A 19177-nucleotide genomic window follows, 5' to 3' on the forward strand; every position below is an offset into this window, starting at 1 on the left:
AAAGCAGAGCGCTCACGACCGCTACCTGTTTACACACAAAAGACACGACGCGGCCCCACGCATCGTGTCTTCGGTAAATTAGAGCAATAAATCTAAGCTGCTACCTTTTCGATTCGCTCTTCATTATTGAAACTCTAATATTTAAATCGATTGAGACGACTCACCTACTGAGGTTCCGTATACGTGACGACGAGTCGTACGAACTCCGGATTTACCCCGAGCGGAATACTGATCGACATCTTTTGGAAGCCTGCTTCAGCATTACCTGCTGGTACGGCCACTTGACCACCACTCCAAGCATCCCCCACAAGAGTCTGACTCGTCTCGAGTTCGTAGTTCAGCTCTGGAGTATTGGACCGACGTGCAAAGGTGTATTTTAAATAAACTACGCCATTGATGGACTCGATTTCCATCCCAGGGCGAGTCGATACGGGATCGACGCCACCTGCTGGATTTCCACCCGTTGCATACTCAAAGAGGTTATTATCACCGTCTAAGTCCGGATCCGCGTCCATCCCCATCTCATCCGCGGAAAGTCCCGCAGCGATTGCCCACGCTTCATAATCGTTCGGTTCGTTGGCTGAAAGGCTTAGGACCGCGATATCGGATTCGAGCGTATTAACGGCACTTGTAGTGTTGCTCACCACGACACTGTAGTCCCCTTCGTCCGCTTTGGCCACCGAGTCGATGGTCAAGCTCATACCCGTTTCACCAACGAGATCGACTCCGTCTTTTTTCCACTGATAGGTCGGAGCTGGGGTTCCAGTCGCAACCACTGTGAACACAACCTTGCCCGAGGAGAATACCGTCTGGCTTTGTGGTTGCTCCGTAATCGCCAACGGCAAGTTCACATTGAGAGTACCGTTCGCTGTGCCCGAGTAGCTATCATCGTTGACGGTCGCCACCACCGCATAGCTGCCAACCGCGCTCGGAGCTTCGGAAGCTCCATCATAGGTCAAATCAACGACTAGATCTGGCGGATCTGTCACTACGGTCACGGACTTAGCTGCGCCATCGAAATCCTGAAAGAGATCCGAGAGCGTCACCGTTGCGGTTCCCTTATTGATGACTAGCGTATCCGAAGAGCTACCACTGTAGTTGCTATCGTCGACAGTCGCTACAACCGCATAGCTGCCAACCGCGCTCGGGGCATCGGAAGCTCCATCGTAGCTCACATCAACAGCGAGACCCGGAGGATCTGTCACTACGCTTACTGACTTAGCAGAGCCGTCGTAATCGAAGGCCAGTTCCGAAAGCGTCACCGTAGCCACGGCTTTGCCGATAACCAAGGTATCCGAAGAGCTGCCACTGTAGTTGCTATCGTCGACAGTCGCCACCACTGCATAGCTGCCAACCGCACTCGGGGCATCGGAAGCTCCATCGTAGCTCACATCAACGGCTAGACCTGGCGGATCCGTTACTACCGTTACAGATTTAGCAGTGCCGTCGAATTCTTGAGCGAGATCAGAAAAGGTCACTGTTGCCGTTGCCTTGCTGATGATCAGCGTCTTGGTCGCAGCGCCGACGTATCCGTCGTCGTTCTCGTCGACATTCGCCTCAACAGTATAAGACCCCGCATTGATAGGAGCATCCGAAGAGCCATCGTAAGTCACACTCACTGTTGGGCCATCGGCAGGGTCTGTTGTGATGCCAACCGCCTTGGGGGTACCGTCATAGGTTTGAGCGAGACCTGACACAGTGATCGTCACTGGAGTTTCTCCCGGAGCGGTTATCAACAGAGTGTCTTCACTCGTCCCTTCGTAGTTGAGGTCGTTAACAGTGGCCACCACCACATAGCTGCCCTGCGTGCTAGGAGCATCAGAAGAGCCATCGTAAGTCACATCCAAGGTGAGGTCCGGCGGGTTAGTCGTTACCGTCACGGATTTAGCGCCGCCGTCAAATTCATAAACGAGATCCGAAAGGGTCACCGTCGCGGTTGCCTTGTTGATGACCAGCGTATCCGACGCACTACCGCTGTAGTTGCTATCCGATATGGTCGCCACAACCGCGTAGCTGCCGGCAGTACTAGGAGCATCAGAAGAGCCATCGTAGGTCACATCGACGGTGAGGCCTGGCGGATCCGTCACCACAGTCGCAGATTTAGCGCCACCATCGAACTCGTAAGAAAGATCCGAAAGGGTTACCGTAGCAGTCCCTTTACTAATAACCAGCGTATCCGAAGCGTTTCCACTGTAGTTGCCATCCACTACAGTCGCCACAACCGCGTAGTTTCCTACAGCGCTAGGAGCATCAGAAGAAGCGTCGTAGGTCACATCAACGGAGAGGCCTGGCGGATTGGTCACCACGGTCACTGATTTAGCAGTGCCGTCGAAATCGTAAGAGAGATCCGAAAACGTCACTGTCGCAGTCGCCTTGCCAATGACAAGCGTACCCGATGCGCTACCTGTGTAGTTGCTATCCACTACGGTTGCCATTACCGCGTAGCTGCCCACTGCACTAGGAACATCGGAAGATCCATCGTAAGTCACAGCAACGGTTAGACTCGACGGATTGGTCGTAACGGTCGCGGACTTAGCAGTACCATCGTAATCTTGAGATAGATCCGAAAGGGTCACCGATGCGGCGGCCTTGCTAATCACGAGAGTGCCGGACTTGCTACCGCTATAGTTACTCTCTGTAACGGTCGCTACGACAGCGTAGCTGCCCGCTTCGGTTGGCGGTGTCGAAGACCCATCGTAAGTCACGGCCACCGCGATGTCCCCTTGATCGGTGCTCACAGTAGCAGATTTAGAGCCGCCATCGTACACATGAGCGAGATCAGAAAGCGTCACTACCGTGGCAATGGGATTTACAGTCAGGGTCGCTGTATTCGAACTCACACTACCTTCACTATTGCTAACGACTACCGAGTAGTTACCTGTGTCAGCCACTTCGGAGGGATCGAATGTGAGGCTCGAGCTGGTCGCTCCGACAATGTCGTCGCCATTGCCGTCTTTCCATTGGTAGGTAGGCGCCGGGGTTCCTGAGGCGACAACCGTCAGGGTCGCGCTCGCGGGAGCAGTAACGGTGACTCCGACAGGTTGCGTATCAATGACGGGAGCACTGCCTCCAGCACCCAAAGTCAAGGTAGCTACCTCTGAAATTATATCGGTCGTTACGCCATTGCCTACAACCACTCTATAGTCGCCGGCATCGCTTTCGCTGGTTGGATTTATGGTGAGGCTTGAGCCCGTTTCGCCCTCTATATCGACTCCTCCCTTTTGCCACTGGTAGGTGGTAGGAGTCGGATTACCGTCCGTCACTACCACTGTGAAGGTCGCGCTGTTCGGTACGGATACGGTCAAATCGTCAGGCTGATCGGTAATGGTTGGAGCCAGAGGATCCACCGTCAAAAACGTTGGAGTCGACGTGACTACATTGTCAGCCCCTCCGGTGTTATTGGTGACAACTACTTTGTAAAGACCTTGGTCGCCCGCGATGGTCTTATCGATCTCGAAACTGGCTCCGGTCGCTAAGATAGGATTCAGCTCATCGTCCAACAGTTGAGCTCCGTTTTCGTCGAGCTCGTAAAGGTCCGCGTCACCCTTTTTCCATTGATAGGTCGGCACCGGGTAACCAGTCGCTTCCACTGTGAACCGAATGAGGTCTGGAGTGTTCACCATCCAGTTCGCATCGGTATCGTCCGACAAATAGGTCGCGACGGTAGTGATGGCGGCCGCTTCAGGTGCGACCGATGCTGGCGAGAAACTGAAGGTATCGATATTGAAATCGGTCATGCTCACACCTGGATCCGAAACCTTCTCGGAACGTATCTGCGCAAAGACGGGTTCGCTGCCGAACGTACCATCGAAGATAGTCACCGTAATCGTCTCGCTGTAGATCGAGGTGTCGGTGTCGAGATTAAACAGGTTCGCGATCACTAGCCATTCGTTATCTCCAGCCTCTTCGCTGATTGAGAGCGTAAGCTTTAAATTAGGCGATGCTTCAGTATCTCCCGCCTCTAGGCCGAGAAGGGACTCATTAAAGCTCGTTCCATTGCGGCCTACAGCTCCTCCGTCTTCCGTTTCTTCCGGGGTTTTCAAATCAATCCTAAAGTCTCCCGTCCCGTTTGAACGTCTAAACTGAAGGCGAAAGAGTGAGCTTCCCGAGCTCAGTTGAAGTCCATGGAAGTTCGTGCTGGATGTGACCGCGGCCGTTTCATCGAAATTGAAAGTGGTGCTGACACTGTACGATCCCGCATCTGCGATGAGAGGCAGGGTATAGGTCAAGTTATCGTTTATGGTCGAGTTCACCATCACGGTGCCCGTACCGGAACCATCCAGAGTAAAAACACCAGGATCGCTGCCCGTCCACAAATAGCTGTTTTCAGTCAGATCGCCATCGATCCATCCCTCGGCAGTGGTGAAATCAATGACTTCCGCTGGCACATCGATGCTGATATAAGCTTCCGCAGAACCTCCCGCATCAGAAGCGCTTACCCTGAAGGTACTCACTCCGACATCGCTGCTGGTGGGCGTACCACTCAAACTACCATCAGTCGCGATCGTCAACCAAGTCGGACCGCTGACTTTCGAAAATGTGATCGTATCCCCCTCCACGTCGGAAACGAGAGAGGCAATGCTGCCAGTGTAGAGAACGTCTTGCGTCGCCTCAGGCAGGAACACGGAATCATTGGTCCCGAAACTCGGTGCTGCGTTTGGACTGGTGAACTCAAAGGAATCTATCAAAAGATTATCGATATTGCTGCCTGAGAAGCTACTAGCCGTATGCATATAAGCAACGAGGTTGGTGCTATCACCAAAAAAGCCAGAGGCAGCAGCAGAGCTCACATCTGAAAGCGTCACCTCCAAAACAGGCGTTGCTGGATCAACAGTGACGTTATAGAGCGCGCCGACACAGGTCCAATCGTCCTCGCTCTCTCCCTTCGTAACCGACAACCTCAGCTCCAACTTATCCGATGTATCCAAAGTTTGGTTAGCTCCCAACCCCATGCTCGTGTCAGTTTTTCCGATTTCATCAGAAACACCTGAATCGCTGAACGCGTTAACAGCGATAGCGTACTTATTGCGTTTATTGGCGTTTAACGCGACATTGAAGTAGTCCAAAAAGCCTTGATCGTCCCCAGGGCCCGCCAACGCTCCTTTCGCTTTATCTGAGATTCCTAGTTCGATAAGAGCATTATCTTCTTTGTGGGACTCAATTTCCTCGAAGGTGAATTGAATATTGGCGACAAAGGTTGAGCTTTCGCCAACCGCGTGTCCGTCTTCATAATACACATACCGCCCCTCGGACGTGTTCGCTATCTTCGCATTCCCGCTACCATCGAAGAGGTATTTATCCGATGAGTCCGCACGCGGATCCTTCCATTTAAGGTCGGTCGTGAGGGCGGTATCTGCAGTGCCGGTAAAGTCTACGGAAACGTCCGCTCCCGCGAAGGCGGGCGCCGAACCGATGGAGAGCAGCGCTAAAAAGCACAGCGTCCATGCAATGATAGGAAGGCGAAAAATGGTAGCAGTCATAAGGCGAGCAATGGAGTGTTTGCTTCTGAGGGTTAAGGGGCTGTGGGTTTAGGATTACATGCAGGACATGTTCTTACATTTGCCCCTCTCGGGGTGGCTCGGGGTGAAAGGGAACAAAAAAACAACGCTAGGTCGCGGTACGTCGGATCCTTCTGCGTATTCACAATATGTTGACATCTTGAGACTTATAGATGGCCGTAGCCACCGACACAGAACACCCCACGAGAGGCTCCCTAGCGAATGGGGCGATGATTCACCTACAACATTCCCTAATGAGTGATTTGAGTAGACGTAACTCTCCACTTCCTCGCACTGGGTGATCAACTCAGAGGGCTCGGCTTGGGCATGAGGCCAGAGCATTGTGAATTCGATTGGGTTGTTAGGGATTGAGTCCAAAAGGTAAAAAGGGGGCTTTTTCCTTTCTTAGACAAAATTCAGCCTTTTCTTAACAGGAGTTTAAAAAAAGATAAAAGATCCGCTGGAGGCGAGCGATCCGAGTGCTGAGAATTGCAATACGCTAGGGCATCAGGAGTCAGATCTCTAAACGGGACGCATCCGCTTTTTCAATACTCCCACACTCCCCTCAGTCCAACTGGGAACTTCCGCAGTCCACCGGTGAAAAAAAAGAGCCGTCCAAGGAAGACGACTCTGGTAAACGTTTTCTCTTCTACTTTATCGCCATCCGCGAATCTTGCGGCTGAATGCGACTAGACCGAGAAGGCCGGAAACGAGCAAGGTCGTTGTCGAGCCCGCATCAGGGACTGACTGAGCGGTCGCGAAAGCGTAGTTATTATTTTCACGATATTCGACGGAACGATCTACCACCGCGGAACCATCCCACTCTTTCGCAGTGATATGACTACCATCGCCTCCCCAAGCGAATAGGACTCCAGTCGTGCTGTATTTCCTCGCGAATTTTTTGGCGAAGCTCCCACCATCGGCTTTCCAAAAAGGGTTGGATGTTAAAAGTGGAAAAAAGCTCTCCCTACTAGGCTTACCCCTGTCTTCTGTTATCTCGTAATCGGTTCCATCCACATCGATAGTAATAGCCGAAAGATTGGCGCTACCTAGCGCGAAGAACGAAGCCGTCAAAAGGGCGAGAGCGAAGAAGCGAGAGGAGAGTGTGCGTTTTAATGTATTCATGAGGTGTTATGTTGTTCGTTGTTTGATGGGTTGTTGAAAGGAACGCTCTCACTTTCGACTGGGGCAGGAGTCAAAAAACGAAAGAGGTCCTTTCCCATTCTTAGACGCCAGCCGCCATTTTCTTAACAGACATTTTAAAAAAAATCTTAAAACCGAAGCTATATCCTTCCCTCCCTACTCAGACCATCAACGAATGTGCCTTCTACAGACCCTCGATGTACGCAATTTTGAGTCGTACGAATTCTGGTTCTATCCCGAGCGGGAGGCTGAACGACATCTTTTCGAAGCCTGCTTCAATATCTCCTGTTGGCTTGGCCGATTCTCGAGTATTCCAAGCGTCACCCGTTAGCGACTGGCTGGTCTCTAACGTGTACTCCAGCTCCGGAGCATTGAGACGGCGTGAAAAGTTGTATGTAATATTCACTACATTGTTGACCGTCTCGATTTCAAATCGAGGGCGTGCCGATACAGGATCTATGCCACCTGCAGGATGTCCGCCGGTGGCATACTCGTAGAGGTTGCTTTCGCCGTCGCCGTCAGGATCAGCATCCATCGCCATCTCGGCTGCTGATAGCCCAGCGGCGATCGCCCACGTCTCGTAAGCGGAAGCTGGCGTGACGGTCAAAGTCGCAGCATTGGAGGTGACCGTGTTAACTACGCTGGTTGTGTTCGTCACCACCACGGTATAGATCCCAGCATCGTCCTCGCCCACCGAATCGATCGTAAGGCGTGATCCGGTTTCACCTTCTATATTCGCATCTCCTTTTTTCCATTGGTAGGTCGGAGCAGGATTTCCTGTCGCGACTACCGTTAAGGTTACGTTGCTTGTTGCAGGAGCTTCAAGGCTTTGAGGATGAGTTAGGATCGTTGCCGCTTGATTGTCCAATGACGCGGATACTTCGCTACTCAGCTCAGACTCGTTGCCGCTGTCATCAAACGCAGTAACCGCATAATAGTACGTTATACCATCAACGCTCGTGTTGTCTGTATAAGTGCTCGCCACTAGGCCGGAAGTTAAGGCAGGGCCAAAACTTCCGGCTGTTGTGGAGCGGTAGACCGTATAGCTCACAAAATCGTCCTCTGTGTTATCTGCCCAATCGAGTGCAATAGAGACAACTCCTCCTACCGCGGTCGGTCCTGTAGGCATCGCTGGCGGCGTGGTGTCGGGAACTGCATTCACCATAATGTTCAGAGTAGCCTCAACTGGCGGAGCGATGCCGTCGCTGACGCTGACCGTGAACGTATTCAGACCTACATTACCGTTGATTGGCGTGCCACTTAGTGTTCCATTGGAATCAATTTCCAACCAGCTCGGACCACCGGCGACCAGGCCATAACTTAGGCTGTCGCCATCGTCGTCAATCGAGCTACCCGCGAGGGTACCGCTATAGGAAATATCTTTGGTCGCAGCGACTCCAGTGATTGGATCTGCAGTGAAGACTGGAGCATCGTTCACGTTAACAACGTTGATTTCCAAGGTTACCTCGACTGCAGGAGCGATGCCGTCGCTGACGCTGATGGTGAACGTATTCAGACCTACATTACCGTTGAGCGGCGTACCGCTAAGCGTCCCGCTGGCGTCGACAGTTAACCAGCTATCGGTTGGTGAAACCAGTTCATAGCTGAGGCTGTCGCCATCTTCATCGGTCACACTACCTGCAAGGGTGCCGCTGTAAGAGGTGTCTTCAGTCGCATCGGATCTTGTGATCGGATCCGAGTTGAAGACCGGAGGACTGTTGCTCGGTCCGGCCGGAAGCTCACAGACATCGTTATTATCCCTGACTTCCACATACAGGATGGATACAACTGCATCCGCTCCGATTTCAATAAGGACGTCCCCGCCGTTGATCCCATCATTGAAACTGGCATCAATCATATCAAAGCTGATGTTCTTCCATTTACCCGAATTCGAAGGGTCGGCCGCATCGAAGGAGCCAGCCAAGGTTTGGCCGTTCTGATCGTAATACACATTGACCATAGTATCGCCAACAACTCCGGCGGTTTCGGTGGTGTGGTAGCCCACGGCAATTTTGCCCGTAATGGACTGATTGACTAGATCAGGATTCACGACGTCCAGGTACAATCTCTTCTTATTCTGTCCGTTGACCAGAACGGGCTGCGTGCACGAGAACCAATTATTCTCATTGAAGGGGTCTATTGACGGAATAAAATCAGAATCGTCCGTATCTATAATCTCCATACCGTAGTAGATAGGATTCTCGTAGGTGGCGGCCAATGCGCCTCTGCCCTTTCCGAGGATGTTAGCATCCCAGAGACTCCTCAATCGCGCGGAATCGGAATCAGCCGCCCCGAGGGGCATGTAATTCGCATAGGCCTCGATATTTCCATCGCCACTGAAAGCGGCGATTTCTGGCGAATAGGCAGCACTGACAATCAGGCTTCCCGGAGCGTCGACCCAGAAGCCGGATCGGGCGACCTGCTGGTCCAGACGGAAGGCTTGAAGTTCAAGATCCCCATCTGTGATGTGGACTTCCATTTCGGCGCTGGAGTCCATTACGTTGCAGTATCCGACCACCTTATACGGGTCCGCGTAGTTCAATAGAAATTGGGATTGAAAGGGAACCGCCTCAGGGGAGGAACCGCACTTGTTCCCCGAAGCGACAACATAAAAGGGGCCGCTGAGTTTATTTACCTCGTAGGGCACCCGCGTTCCTTCGCCGCCACTGTTCATGATGAGGAAGTCTTTCGGCCCCGAACCGCCTTCGTCATAGGCCTGGATACCGACACTATTGCTGCGACAGTAGGTGCCAAACACAACCAGATCGCTGCAGTCGCCCGCCGTGATGTGATGGAGAAACTCCGTTGTATATTCGTCTCTGCTTTCCGTAGGAACCGTGGGTTCGATCGACGATGGGAGCTGGCCCCAGAAGGATTTGCCCATGCCCATGTAGATACGTCCACCGGTCGTGCCGCTGCCAATATCGTAGGCGTTGTGCAGCGCCCCCACATACAAGGAATTGGCGTAGAAATTGTCGCACCGGTTTGTAGCGAAGTCGCACATACGGGCGACATTTGCCGCGTGAAGGTTCCAGAGATAAACGTTTTCGCCCGCGCCACGGATCAGGTAAGGATATTCAACCGCCGGGATATCCTGGTCCGGGTAAAAGAAACTCATCCCGCGGATTCCACTGTTCGCCTGCAGGGTGATGAACGGCGTGCCGTCGGCATTGCCTTGATCGTTGGTGACTAGGAGCACAGTGGCGTATTCCTCGCCGTTTGCAGTGTGATGTCCATCGGATGCGCCTCGTAGTTCGACATTGGATGGGACGTTCAAGGTGCCCGGAACACTGTAGACGCGCGGCGGCAGGAATGCGATCGCGCCACCCGCAGCGGCAGCCGCATCGATGGTGGCCTGGATCGCCGCCGTGTCGTCGGCTTTGCCATTTCCAACCGCTCCGTAATCCAGAGCGTCGAACAACTGAGCAACGGCCGGTTTGAAGTCCTGAACCGTCGTCCGATAATCCGCATAAGTGAAAGACGGTAGCGGTTCAAAGGAGAGCGGCGTATGATCAATCTTGATACAGCTATTATTGGAGTCGTCTTGGAGACTGAAGCCACCGGTATATCGATTGCCAATCAGCGCCGCGCCGTCCGCCTTTTTGTCCAACTCAACATGCGGTCCGGAGAAATCGAAGTCGCAGTCCACGGCCATCAAAATGCCCTCTTCGAGAATCACTTTGTCGTTGAAGGTGCAAGCCTGGAAGTTCTGCGACTCGCAGATCGGGATACTAACAGCAGCTTTCCCGCCCGAGAAGGTACAAGAATGATAAATGCCTTCGCCCCTGTTCGAGGACGCATGATTCCATACCAATCCATATTGGGATCCTTCAAATACGCAGTTCACAGCGCGCGTGCTGTAAGCGAGGCCTTCGAATCCGATTTTGCAGTTTGTGAATTGGCAATCGTAGAATGACGAATCAGATCCCTCGATCTCCTGAAGCACACCCCACCTGAAACCGCTGATACGGGCGAACTGGATATAGATTTGGCCCTTGGTAGAAAGGCGAATGCCGGCACCGTTGTCTTTCGCCCAGTCTTCATGGCTCGAGTCGGTTGGGGATCCTGCGAACCCTGAGCCGCTCCAGTAATCAGGGCTTAAGAATACCCCGGTCCACTTCGAATTGCCCGAAATATAGCCAGACTGAATGCCGCGGTACAGGGCCGTGCCGTAGACGTTGTCTATATTGAAATGAGCTCCCACCGAGGTTTCGGTGTCTTCGGCAATGGCGCTGATGGCGATGTATGAATTGACGAAGGTCAGATTTCTCATTCCCACCGCGCGCTGCAGCCCCTTGTAATCGCCTTCGAGCGCTCGGTAACCACCGATAGTGGGAGGATACGGCACGATATTGTTGGGGTCCTGCTCGGGATACCAGAAGACCAGGTCCTTGGTTCCCGACGATTCCAAGTGGTGAATCACAGGAATGGAATCAGTCGAGTTGCGGCCACCGTATATGGCCAGGACCGTGCCGTTGATCGGTTGACCCGGCGTGGGCTCTTCCCAAACGCCTCGCAGCCAGACACCCGTGGGAATAATCAGATTGCCGTCGATTCGATAGGTCCCCTCCGGCAGGAAAGCCGTGCCGCCACCTTTGCTCTGCACGAGGTCGAGCAAGTCCTGGATGTCGGAAGTCACATCAACCGAACCATCGCTGACGATCCCATGGTCCGCCGCTGACTCCGAGATAACGATAACATCATCCGTCGGATACGGCGAAGAGACGATCGAAAACTCGCTATTGCTAACGGGGTCACCGCCACCACCGTCACCACCATTGATCGATAAGATCGGCAGATCGGCATGTTCGCGACTACGGAAGGATTGCTCCACATCAGCATCGCCCTGGAGTGCAATAGTGTAAGTTCCCTCCCCCGTGATAAAGCCGGATAAATCGAAACTGTTAAAGACTCCATCAACCACGTTTAGAGTATCCAGGGCGCTTCCCAATACCGGTTGATTGCTCCAAGTGATGCCGTTCTCGGTCCAGGAGTTATCGTTGACCGCATACGCAGTCACGGGGTCTCCCGTGCCTACTTTCGCGTACAGTTTCAAAGTCGCGGAGGTAACCGATTCGGACAAACCGCTGACATCAAATTTGTAAAATGCGATTTGCCCGTTGCCCGATGCGCTGCTGCGCACTCGCAAGCGGGTACCCGTCTCGTTGTTCTCACTAGTATCAGCTTCGTCGGTATACGAATCGGCGATGGGGTTGAAATCTTCTGCCTGCAACGTCAGACTGGTGCTGGCCAGCAGACCAACAATAATTCCCCCCGGTATCAATCTACCAAGAGGTCTGTTCTTGTTCTTCAGTAACAATCCTACGATTCTTCTCATCTCAATTCCCGCGTCTCACTTACGGGCATTTTAGCGGGAAAGGCTGCTGGCCTATTGCCCGAAGGGTAAAAAAGGGCTTTTCCTTACTTAGGAACAAACCGGACTTTTCTTAACAGGAATTGGGAAAAAGTTTGGTAGAAGTGCGCGGTCTGAGGATCCCGCGAGAGGAAGGTTATCAGAAAAGATCACCCTCTCTCCGATCGACAGGGCCAAATGATACATCCGCACGTAAGTTTGAATGTTTGGTAGCGGCCGTTGTCCCAACGGCCACATCGCTGATGGGTGTCCATCGATGACAACAGGTACTACCCAACCAGTTCGCAATTTGGGCTACATATCCATCACCAAGCAACTAAACAAATAAATGACCTGCATGCCGTCGGTTCTTCAAGAGTCCTTTCGCAACCGATTTTCGTACTTTCGGTCACTATCGAACGATAAGCCTTCAACAGCAGAGAGCAGGTCGCATCCATCCTATGCAAACTGATACTTAAGCCCAGGTGTCCTCAACGTGCCCATATTTTCGCTACACGCAACCCCCGATCCAAAACCATCGACCATCGAAGAGCAGACCTGCCATCCTCAATTCCCTACTCAATGTCGAAGGCTTTAATCATTAGGATCCGCAAGCTCTTTCCAATCGGGATAAGTCGGCCGTTCGATCGCGGATTTCCCCCCTTCGAACGGTGGTGCGGGTGGAGAGCCTTCCAATACCTGGTTTAATCGTTTCCGAATGGCTTCTCCGCGTTCGCCCGCTTGCCCTTTTTCGAGATTCAGTTCTTCCTTCAAATCAGATGGCACATCATAGAAGCGACCGTCTCGGTATAGCTTGTAGGTTTCGTTACGCACGAATTGAGCGCCAGTAAACCTACCCCAATACGGTTGGTAATGCGTCAGAACCCAGTCGCGCGGGTTTCCGGCCCCACCTTTGAGTCGCGGCAGAAAACTACGACCATCCACCGGATCGTCCTCGCCGAGCGTCACATCAGCGGCCTCCGCGAAGGTCGCGTAGAAATCAGTGAAATCGATAGGGTCATCGAGAACCAGGCCTTGAGTCGGGTAAGCCTTCCAACTTGCGACAAACGGCACATGAGTACCCATATCGGTTGTGCCGCCTTTTCCGCCTCTAATCTCTTGTCCGCCCCAGCGCGATGTAATGCTCGTGTGGGTACCGTTGTCAGCGGTGAAGAGGATGATCGTGTTCTCGAGCTGTCCGACCGAGTCGAGTTTCGCCACGATTTTCCCGACAATCTTATCGAGATAGTTCACCATCGCGACGAAGTTCTCCTTTTTCGCATGTGGGTCTTTTGGCTGTTTGTTCGCTGCCTGCGATCGTGGAGCGTCGCCAATAGTGTCTGGAGTCGCAACAAAGGGATCGTGCACCAACACCGTGGGGTAATAGACAAAGAAAGCTTCGTCCTGATGACGCTCGATGAAATCACATACAAAGTCCGACATGATGTCCGGACCGTATTTCCCCGCGTTTTCCTCCGCAGATAGGAACGTACCATTTTGCTCTAAAGGCGGGCTCCAGAAGCGTTCACCGCCCCCGTCTTTCGCGGCTTTTCCTTTGGTCAACTGCCAGAGGCAGTACTCATCGAAACCAGCTTTATAAGGACGCGTATTGTCTAGGCTCCCTTCAGCCTTGTGGTACAGGCCGTTAAGTTGCCATTTACCCGCGATCGCGGTTTTATAACCCGCCTCCTTCATCATATGGCCGAAGGTTCTATCCGCTGGGTTCAAGTATCCGAAATGGGTGTAGTTGCGGAAGTTATACTGACCGGTCATGATCTTCACACGCGAAGGCGTGCAGATCGGTGTAGAATAAGCGTGAGTGAAACGAACCCCTTCCGCAGCCAACGCATCGATATTTGGCGTTTCATAATCCTCAGCTCCGTAACAACCGAACGCCTCCCAGCTGACGTCGTCAGCCATTATCAAGACAATGTTCGGCTTTTCACTGGCAATTATGGATACAACAGAAACGACCGCCAGCACAGCGCTCGCCCAACGTTTTGTTAGCATATATCGCATACTCTGTTCTTCCTTCTTCCGAGTACATTCACCCGACGCGTTGTCTCCCAGAGACGATTTAGAAAAGTGAAAGCTCCCTCTATGAATCGCCAGCGAACCCCTTCCAGTATTCCTCGCTAATCTCACTGAGACGCTTCACTACCTTCGGGCGATCAACAGCCAGGTTCGTTTGTTCGCCAGGGTCCTTTTCAATGTTGTAGAGCTCGGTCTGCTCACCGGATTTGATGAGCTTCCACTGCCCTGCTCGCACGGCGGTATCTTTGCCGTTCTTCCCCGTTTTCCAGTTAAAGCTCGAATGGGCAGTTTCCGCAGCCGCATCATCAATCAGTGGCAGCAAACTCTTGCCATCAATCGCATGCTCAGGAGACGAAAGTCCGCACAAATCGAGGATCGTCGGATACCAATCGCATCCGGTCGCCATCTGGGAGCGAACTTGATTTTCAGGCAATTGCCCCGGCCAGGAAATGATGGCCGGCACACGGATTCCGCCTTCGTAGAGACTGAACTTCGCCCCCCGATAAGGCCCCGCACTGCCACCGCCGCCGTGCGCCCTCACCTCTTCGGAATGCCCATGATCGGATTGAAAGATAACAATTGTTTCCTCTTTGAGTCCCAAGTCATCGACGGCTCCAAGTAGGTCACCAATCCGCTCATCCATGGTCGAAAGAAAGGCCGCGTACAAATTTCTCGGATACGGTAGATCTTTATAGTGTTCTAGCCACTCAGGCGAACCTTGGTAGGGATAGTGTGGCGAGTTGAGCGCGAAATAGATGAAAAACGGATCCTCTCGGTTCGCCTTCATGAATTCCTCTGCTTCGGTCACCATTAGATCCGCAAAGAACTCTCCATCGTGAAACACTTCCTCGCCGTTGCGCCAGAGGTCATGGCGGTTCGGTCCGTTCCAATAAAAGTAATGCGAGTAGTTGTCGATACAGCCAACCATGTGCCCAAAGGAATGGTCAAAGCCCTGCCCGTTTGGCACAGTATCCTCATGATGTCCAAGATGCCATTTGCCAATGTGGGCGGTCGCATAGCCAGCCTGCTTTAGCTCTTCGGCAATCGTGATCTGCGCTGAGGGCATTCCCTCTCCTCCTGGAGGCACATTGCCCTTCAAGCCGCCATGCTGCGGAGTACGCCCCGTCAGCAAACCCACTCGTGAGGGCGAGCAAACGGGCGCAGCAGCATAAAACTGAGTAAAGCGAACCCCTCGTTCCGCGATCCGATCCATATTCGGCGTCACAAGATCATCAGCGCCATAAGCCCCTGTATCCACTGCCCCTTGATCATCTGTGAAAATGACAATCACATTCGGTTGTCGTGCTTGCAACGCGGGCGCGAGCACAGAAACCAAAGTTAAAAGGAAGAGTGACAGGTGGTTCTTCATTTTCATGCAACAAACTATGACCGCAACAGAGTCAGTTTTCTTACGATTCTCCGAGAAATACCGCTAAATTGTCGAGATCGGGCTTGTTTTAGCGTTATACCGCTCACAAGCAGGCTTGTTCATTTGTAGAGCATTAAAAGGTCGCGGACGTTGTCCCAACGGCCATTTGCCTACCGGTGCCCGATGGGGACAACAGGCGCCAAATAGCACTCCCCGCAAAAAGGTGATGAGCCAAAAAAAAGCGGCGGAGCATACACTCCGCCGCCGTGGGTAATTGATTGATCAGGAAACGCTACTTCTCACAGCCACCTTAGTAGCGGAGTCGAAGCGAGAGCTCAAAGGAACGCGGTGCATGGTGTACCATTTGTAGGTAATACGGATACCCGTTACCATCATCGAGAGCCGTTCTTGGAGACCATCCGTCATCGTCGAAAATGTTTCTGACGCGTAGGGTAGCATCCCAACGTGAGTCCTTACCGAAGATACCGCCCTTGCCTGAGTAAGTGTAGAACACATCAGCGAAGAAGACTTCGTAGCCCTTCAGAGGTTGGTCAGAGATGAAGTTTCCGATCTCATCCTCCTTGTATCCAATAGTTGGAGCGGAACGCCAACGGGCAGCGCCACCGATACGGGAACCTTTGAGCTTACCTTCCGTAATCCCGTAGCTGGAAACGAAGTTCACTTGCCATAGGTTCGAACGAATCATCGGTCCACCCACCTGAGCATCGTGTCGAGCGACCTTGTCGGTTATCCGCTCTACGATATCGCCAATCGTTTCGCGACCGGCATCATCGGCTGGATCAGCCGAGGGTGGCTCACCATCATAGAACAAATCTTCGATGTCAGTTCCGACAACCGGGTCGATGTAAGCTTCGAACCAGGGACGGGAGAAGATGTATGTATCGTTAACAACCGTCTCGTTTCTAGAAACGTTCAACATCATACGAAGGTTTGAGGTAGGATTGAATACCGCCTCCAACTCGTAACCCTCGGTCTCCGTGTTTTGCACGTCGGACCAAAGCCCGTTACCTGTGTAGTCTTCAAAGACCGGGGACCCTGCGATCATGTCATGTAGCCCGTTGGCTGCCATTCCATCGAGGAAGTCATCGATCGGCGATCCAGCTCGAGCCAAGCCGTCACGAAGCGGATTGTTGATCTCGTGGAGGAGCGTGTTCTCGAAGTAGTTGAGCTTAACGACCAACTTGTCATCGAAGAGGAAGTTTCTGATACCGAAATCATAGCCTTCGCCTTCCTGATCCGGAAGCTGCTCATTGAAGATCGTGTACGCTTGAGTCCCAGCTGAAACATTGTTGGTGGATTCGTTCGCGTAGAAATCGAAGTACTGGCTGGCCTTAACCACCACACCGTAGTTGTGGTTTCGAACCGAGTTCTCTGTAATTTCCGGGTAGACCGGTTCGCCGTCAAAGATCTTAGTCTCGGGGTTTCGCGTGTATACAGCGTTGGTTCCAGAGATAGTATCCTTACGAGTACCTCCCGTTAGAATCAGACGCTCGTTCAAAGCGGTCCACTGCGCGAGAAAAGACTCAGATTCCGTATCCTCGAAGATGTGAATCGGGTTCAGACGGCTCACCCACTGGCTGTTGACTTCAGGTATTACCATCGTGCCCGGAACAGTGCTGGTTGGCCATCTCGGGCTGCCTGAAGACAGGTCTGCTGATTGCGTTATCGGTTCGAGCGGCGTGCTAGGAAATGAAGGAGAATTGCTCCCGGTCAGGTAATAACGACGATTGAGTCGCGAGCGAGTAAAGTTCCCATCATAGAACCCGGTACCGTTGCCAGCGCGTCGGTTGGGAACCATGTTCATCTCATCGAGCTGCACGGTGAATCGTTCCGTCTCTCTTTTGTAGTAAGTTCCGACTAGACTGATCTTTCCGAGCAAATCGCTGTCGCCGAGGTGTTGGGTATGGCTCAGGCTTGCGCGGTACTGCTCCATCTCTTCCTCGGATTCGAGGCGGAAACCACTCGATTCGATATAGGGCAGCCCGAAGTACGGATTCGAAGGATTCACCATGTCGATGTTGTTTTCATCCGCAGGTCCAGTACCCGGCAACCACCAGTTGTTATCGATTCGAATCGCGTAGTTCTGACGCTTAACAGGGCGGGCGTCATCAATGTCGCGAGTCTCATTCGCATACATCAACTGCATGTGCGTATTCTTGAAGAACTGGTGCTCTATCGTTACGCCGTACTTGTCGTAGTCGTAATCATAGTGATCATTGAATCCACCGATAGCTGTATCCAGTGGAAAATACACTTCGTCAGTCAACTGAGGGTTCGTAATGCTAACCTGACTACTTTCGGAACCATTGATGGTTGGATTTCGGCTTTGTCCCTTTCTTGCCCAGTTCAACACCGGAGCATCGGGGTCATTGGCGATCCAAACATAGTAGACATCGTTTTGCAGATTCTTCGAAATCTGCGGCAGGTTGTTCTGAGCCGCGCCACTAGCATTGATTGTTCCGTCCGGTCTCGTGTAGGTGCGGTTGGCTTTCTCCCAATCGGTATACGGTACGCCTGTATCGGGGTTCACCGCATTTTCCCATGGAGAGAAGAAGTCCTTCGTCAAAAACGGACGTGGATTCAATTCGTCAAAACGGCCTATTTCTCCGTTGAAATTAAACTCAGTCTTTTCGCTCAAGCGATAAGTCAGGTTTCCATAAGCAGACTTGCGTCTCCGGTACTGCGCCGGGAGATGAGTGCGCTTGTCCTCGTAAATCGATGCGAAACGAAACGCTAGCTTATCGTCAACAAGCACCTTATTTAGGTCGATTGTGTAACGCGTGCCCCCGTAGTCATCAAAACGCATCTCGTAAGTCTGCTCGTCCCGATGGGTACGACCACGTTTAGCGGAGGTGTTCATCGAACCACCCACAGACCCAAGACCGAAAAGCAATGAGTTAGGACCTCTGGATTGAGTTAGGCGCTCCGTATTGTAACTGTCCTGTCTTACGTTGGTAGAGAGGAAGTTTTGAGTGAGTGCATTCACTCTAAATCCACGCGATGTATAAGGAGTTCCAGTACGAGCGACATTACCGTCGTTATCCGCAACATTTCCTTGGTAAGAGGTGGTACTAGGAAGGAACTCAACCGCGTCTTCGTAACTTAAAGCACCAATATCGCGAAGCATCTCCTCAGTCAAAACCGTTACCGGATTCGCCAAGGTGCGCATGTTAGTCCTCAACTGAGTGCCAGAGAGCGTTTCAGAAGCATAGTAGCCAGTATCTTTCGAACCATCTACAGTAAAAGGGCTAAGCTCAAAGACTTCGTCTTCTTCATCTTGAGCATTGAGCCCTGCAGCGCCAGCCAATGCGAGCGCTAGAGTACCGCTTATCGTAGGGTACAGTTTACGATGGGATGTCATCATAACAGTTTCGTTAGGTATCTAGTTAGGGTATCTAGTTAGGGGCGACCTTTGGAAGTATGAAAAACCATGTCGGTCATCACCAATAACCTATATTTTAACCTCGCGCACAACTTACCGACCAATTTACCCGTTAACTGGGTTAACTAAACCCGTAAACCAGTCCCCTCAATAGGGAAACGCGTCAGGAAAGCCTCTTCAGCGAGCGTAACCACACTCGTTCAAACACACCTCAGATTCACCAACGTATCATCAGGACCATTACACCTTCTAACAACGTACGATCCGCTACTCCAGACCACTAAAAAAGGTTCATCTTCAAAGACAGTGGAACTCATTAGCTGTAGGGCTGCCGCTCGCGGCATGCCGCATCTACCTTGGTCTTCATCTCTTGCAAT

General features: G+C 52.3%; 6 protein-coding genes. All 6 read right to left on the bottom strand.

Annotated features, from left to right (window positions below; genetic code table 11):
* Positions 1 to 164: 164 nt before the first annotated feature.
* Positions 165 to 5480 (bottom strand): MBG domain-containing protein, encoded by a 5316-nt coding sequence (locus JIN87_RS06505; RefSeq protein WP_200354731.1) that lies wholly within the window; start codon positions 5478 to 5480, stop codon positions 165 to 167.
* Between the two features lie 672 nt (positions 5481 to 6152).
* Positions 6153 to 6623 (bottom strand): VPDSG-CTERM sorting domain-containing protein, encoded by a 471-nt coding sequence (locus JIN87_RS06510; protein ID WP_200354732.1) that lies wholly within the window; start codon positions 6621 to 6623, stop codon positions 6153 to 6155.
* A gap of 202 nt (positions 6624 to 6825) precedes the next feature.
* Entirely contained in the window at positions 6826 to 11979 is a 5154-nt protein-coding gene (locus JIN87_RS06515; protein ID WP_200354733.1) for a CBM96 family carbohydrate-binding protein, read from the bottom strand.
* Positions 11980 to 12588: 609 nt separating this feature from the next.
* Entirely contained in the window at positions 12589 to 14004 is a 1416-nt protein-coding gene (locus JIN87_RS06520) for a sulfatase family protein (protein WP_200354734.1), read from the bottom strand.
* An 88-nt stretch (positions 14005 to 14092) separates the two neighbouring features.
* Complete coding sequence (locus tag JIN87_RS06525; RefSeq protein ID WP_200354735.1) at positions 14093 to 15397, bottom strand: sulfatase family protein; 1305 nt, start codon at positions 15395 to 15397, stop codon at positions 14093 to 14095.
* A gap of 310 nt (positions 15398 to 15707) precedes the next feature.
* Positions 15708 to 18782 carry a TonB-dependent receptor plug domain-containing protein gene (locus JIN87_RS06530; protein ID WP_200354736.1) on the bottom strand — a complete coding sequence of 1025 codons (3075 nt, stop codon included), beginning with the start codon at positions 18780 to 18782 and terminating at the stop codon, positions 15708 to 15710.
* Between the last annotated feature and the right edge of the window lie 395 nt (positions 18783 to 19177).

Source organism: Pelagicoccus mobilis (assembly GCF_016595505.1).
In the GTDB taxonomy this organism is placed as follows: domain Bacteria; phylum Verrucomicrobiota; class Verrucomicrobiia; order Opitutales; family Opitutaceae; genus Pelagicoccus; species Pelagicoccus mobilis.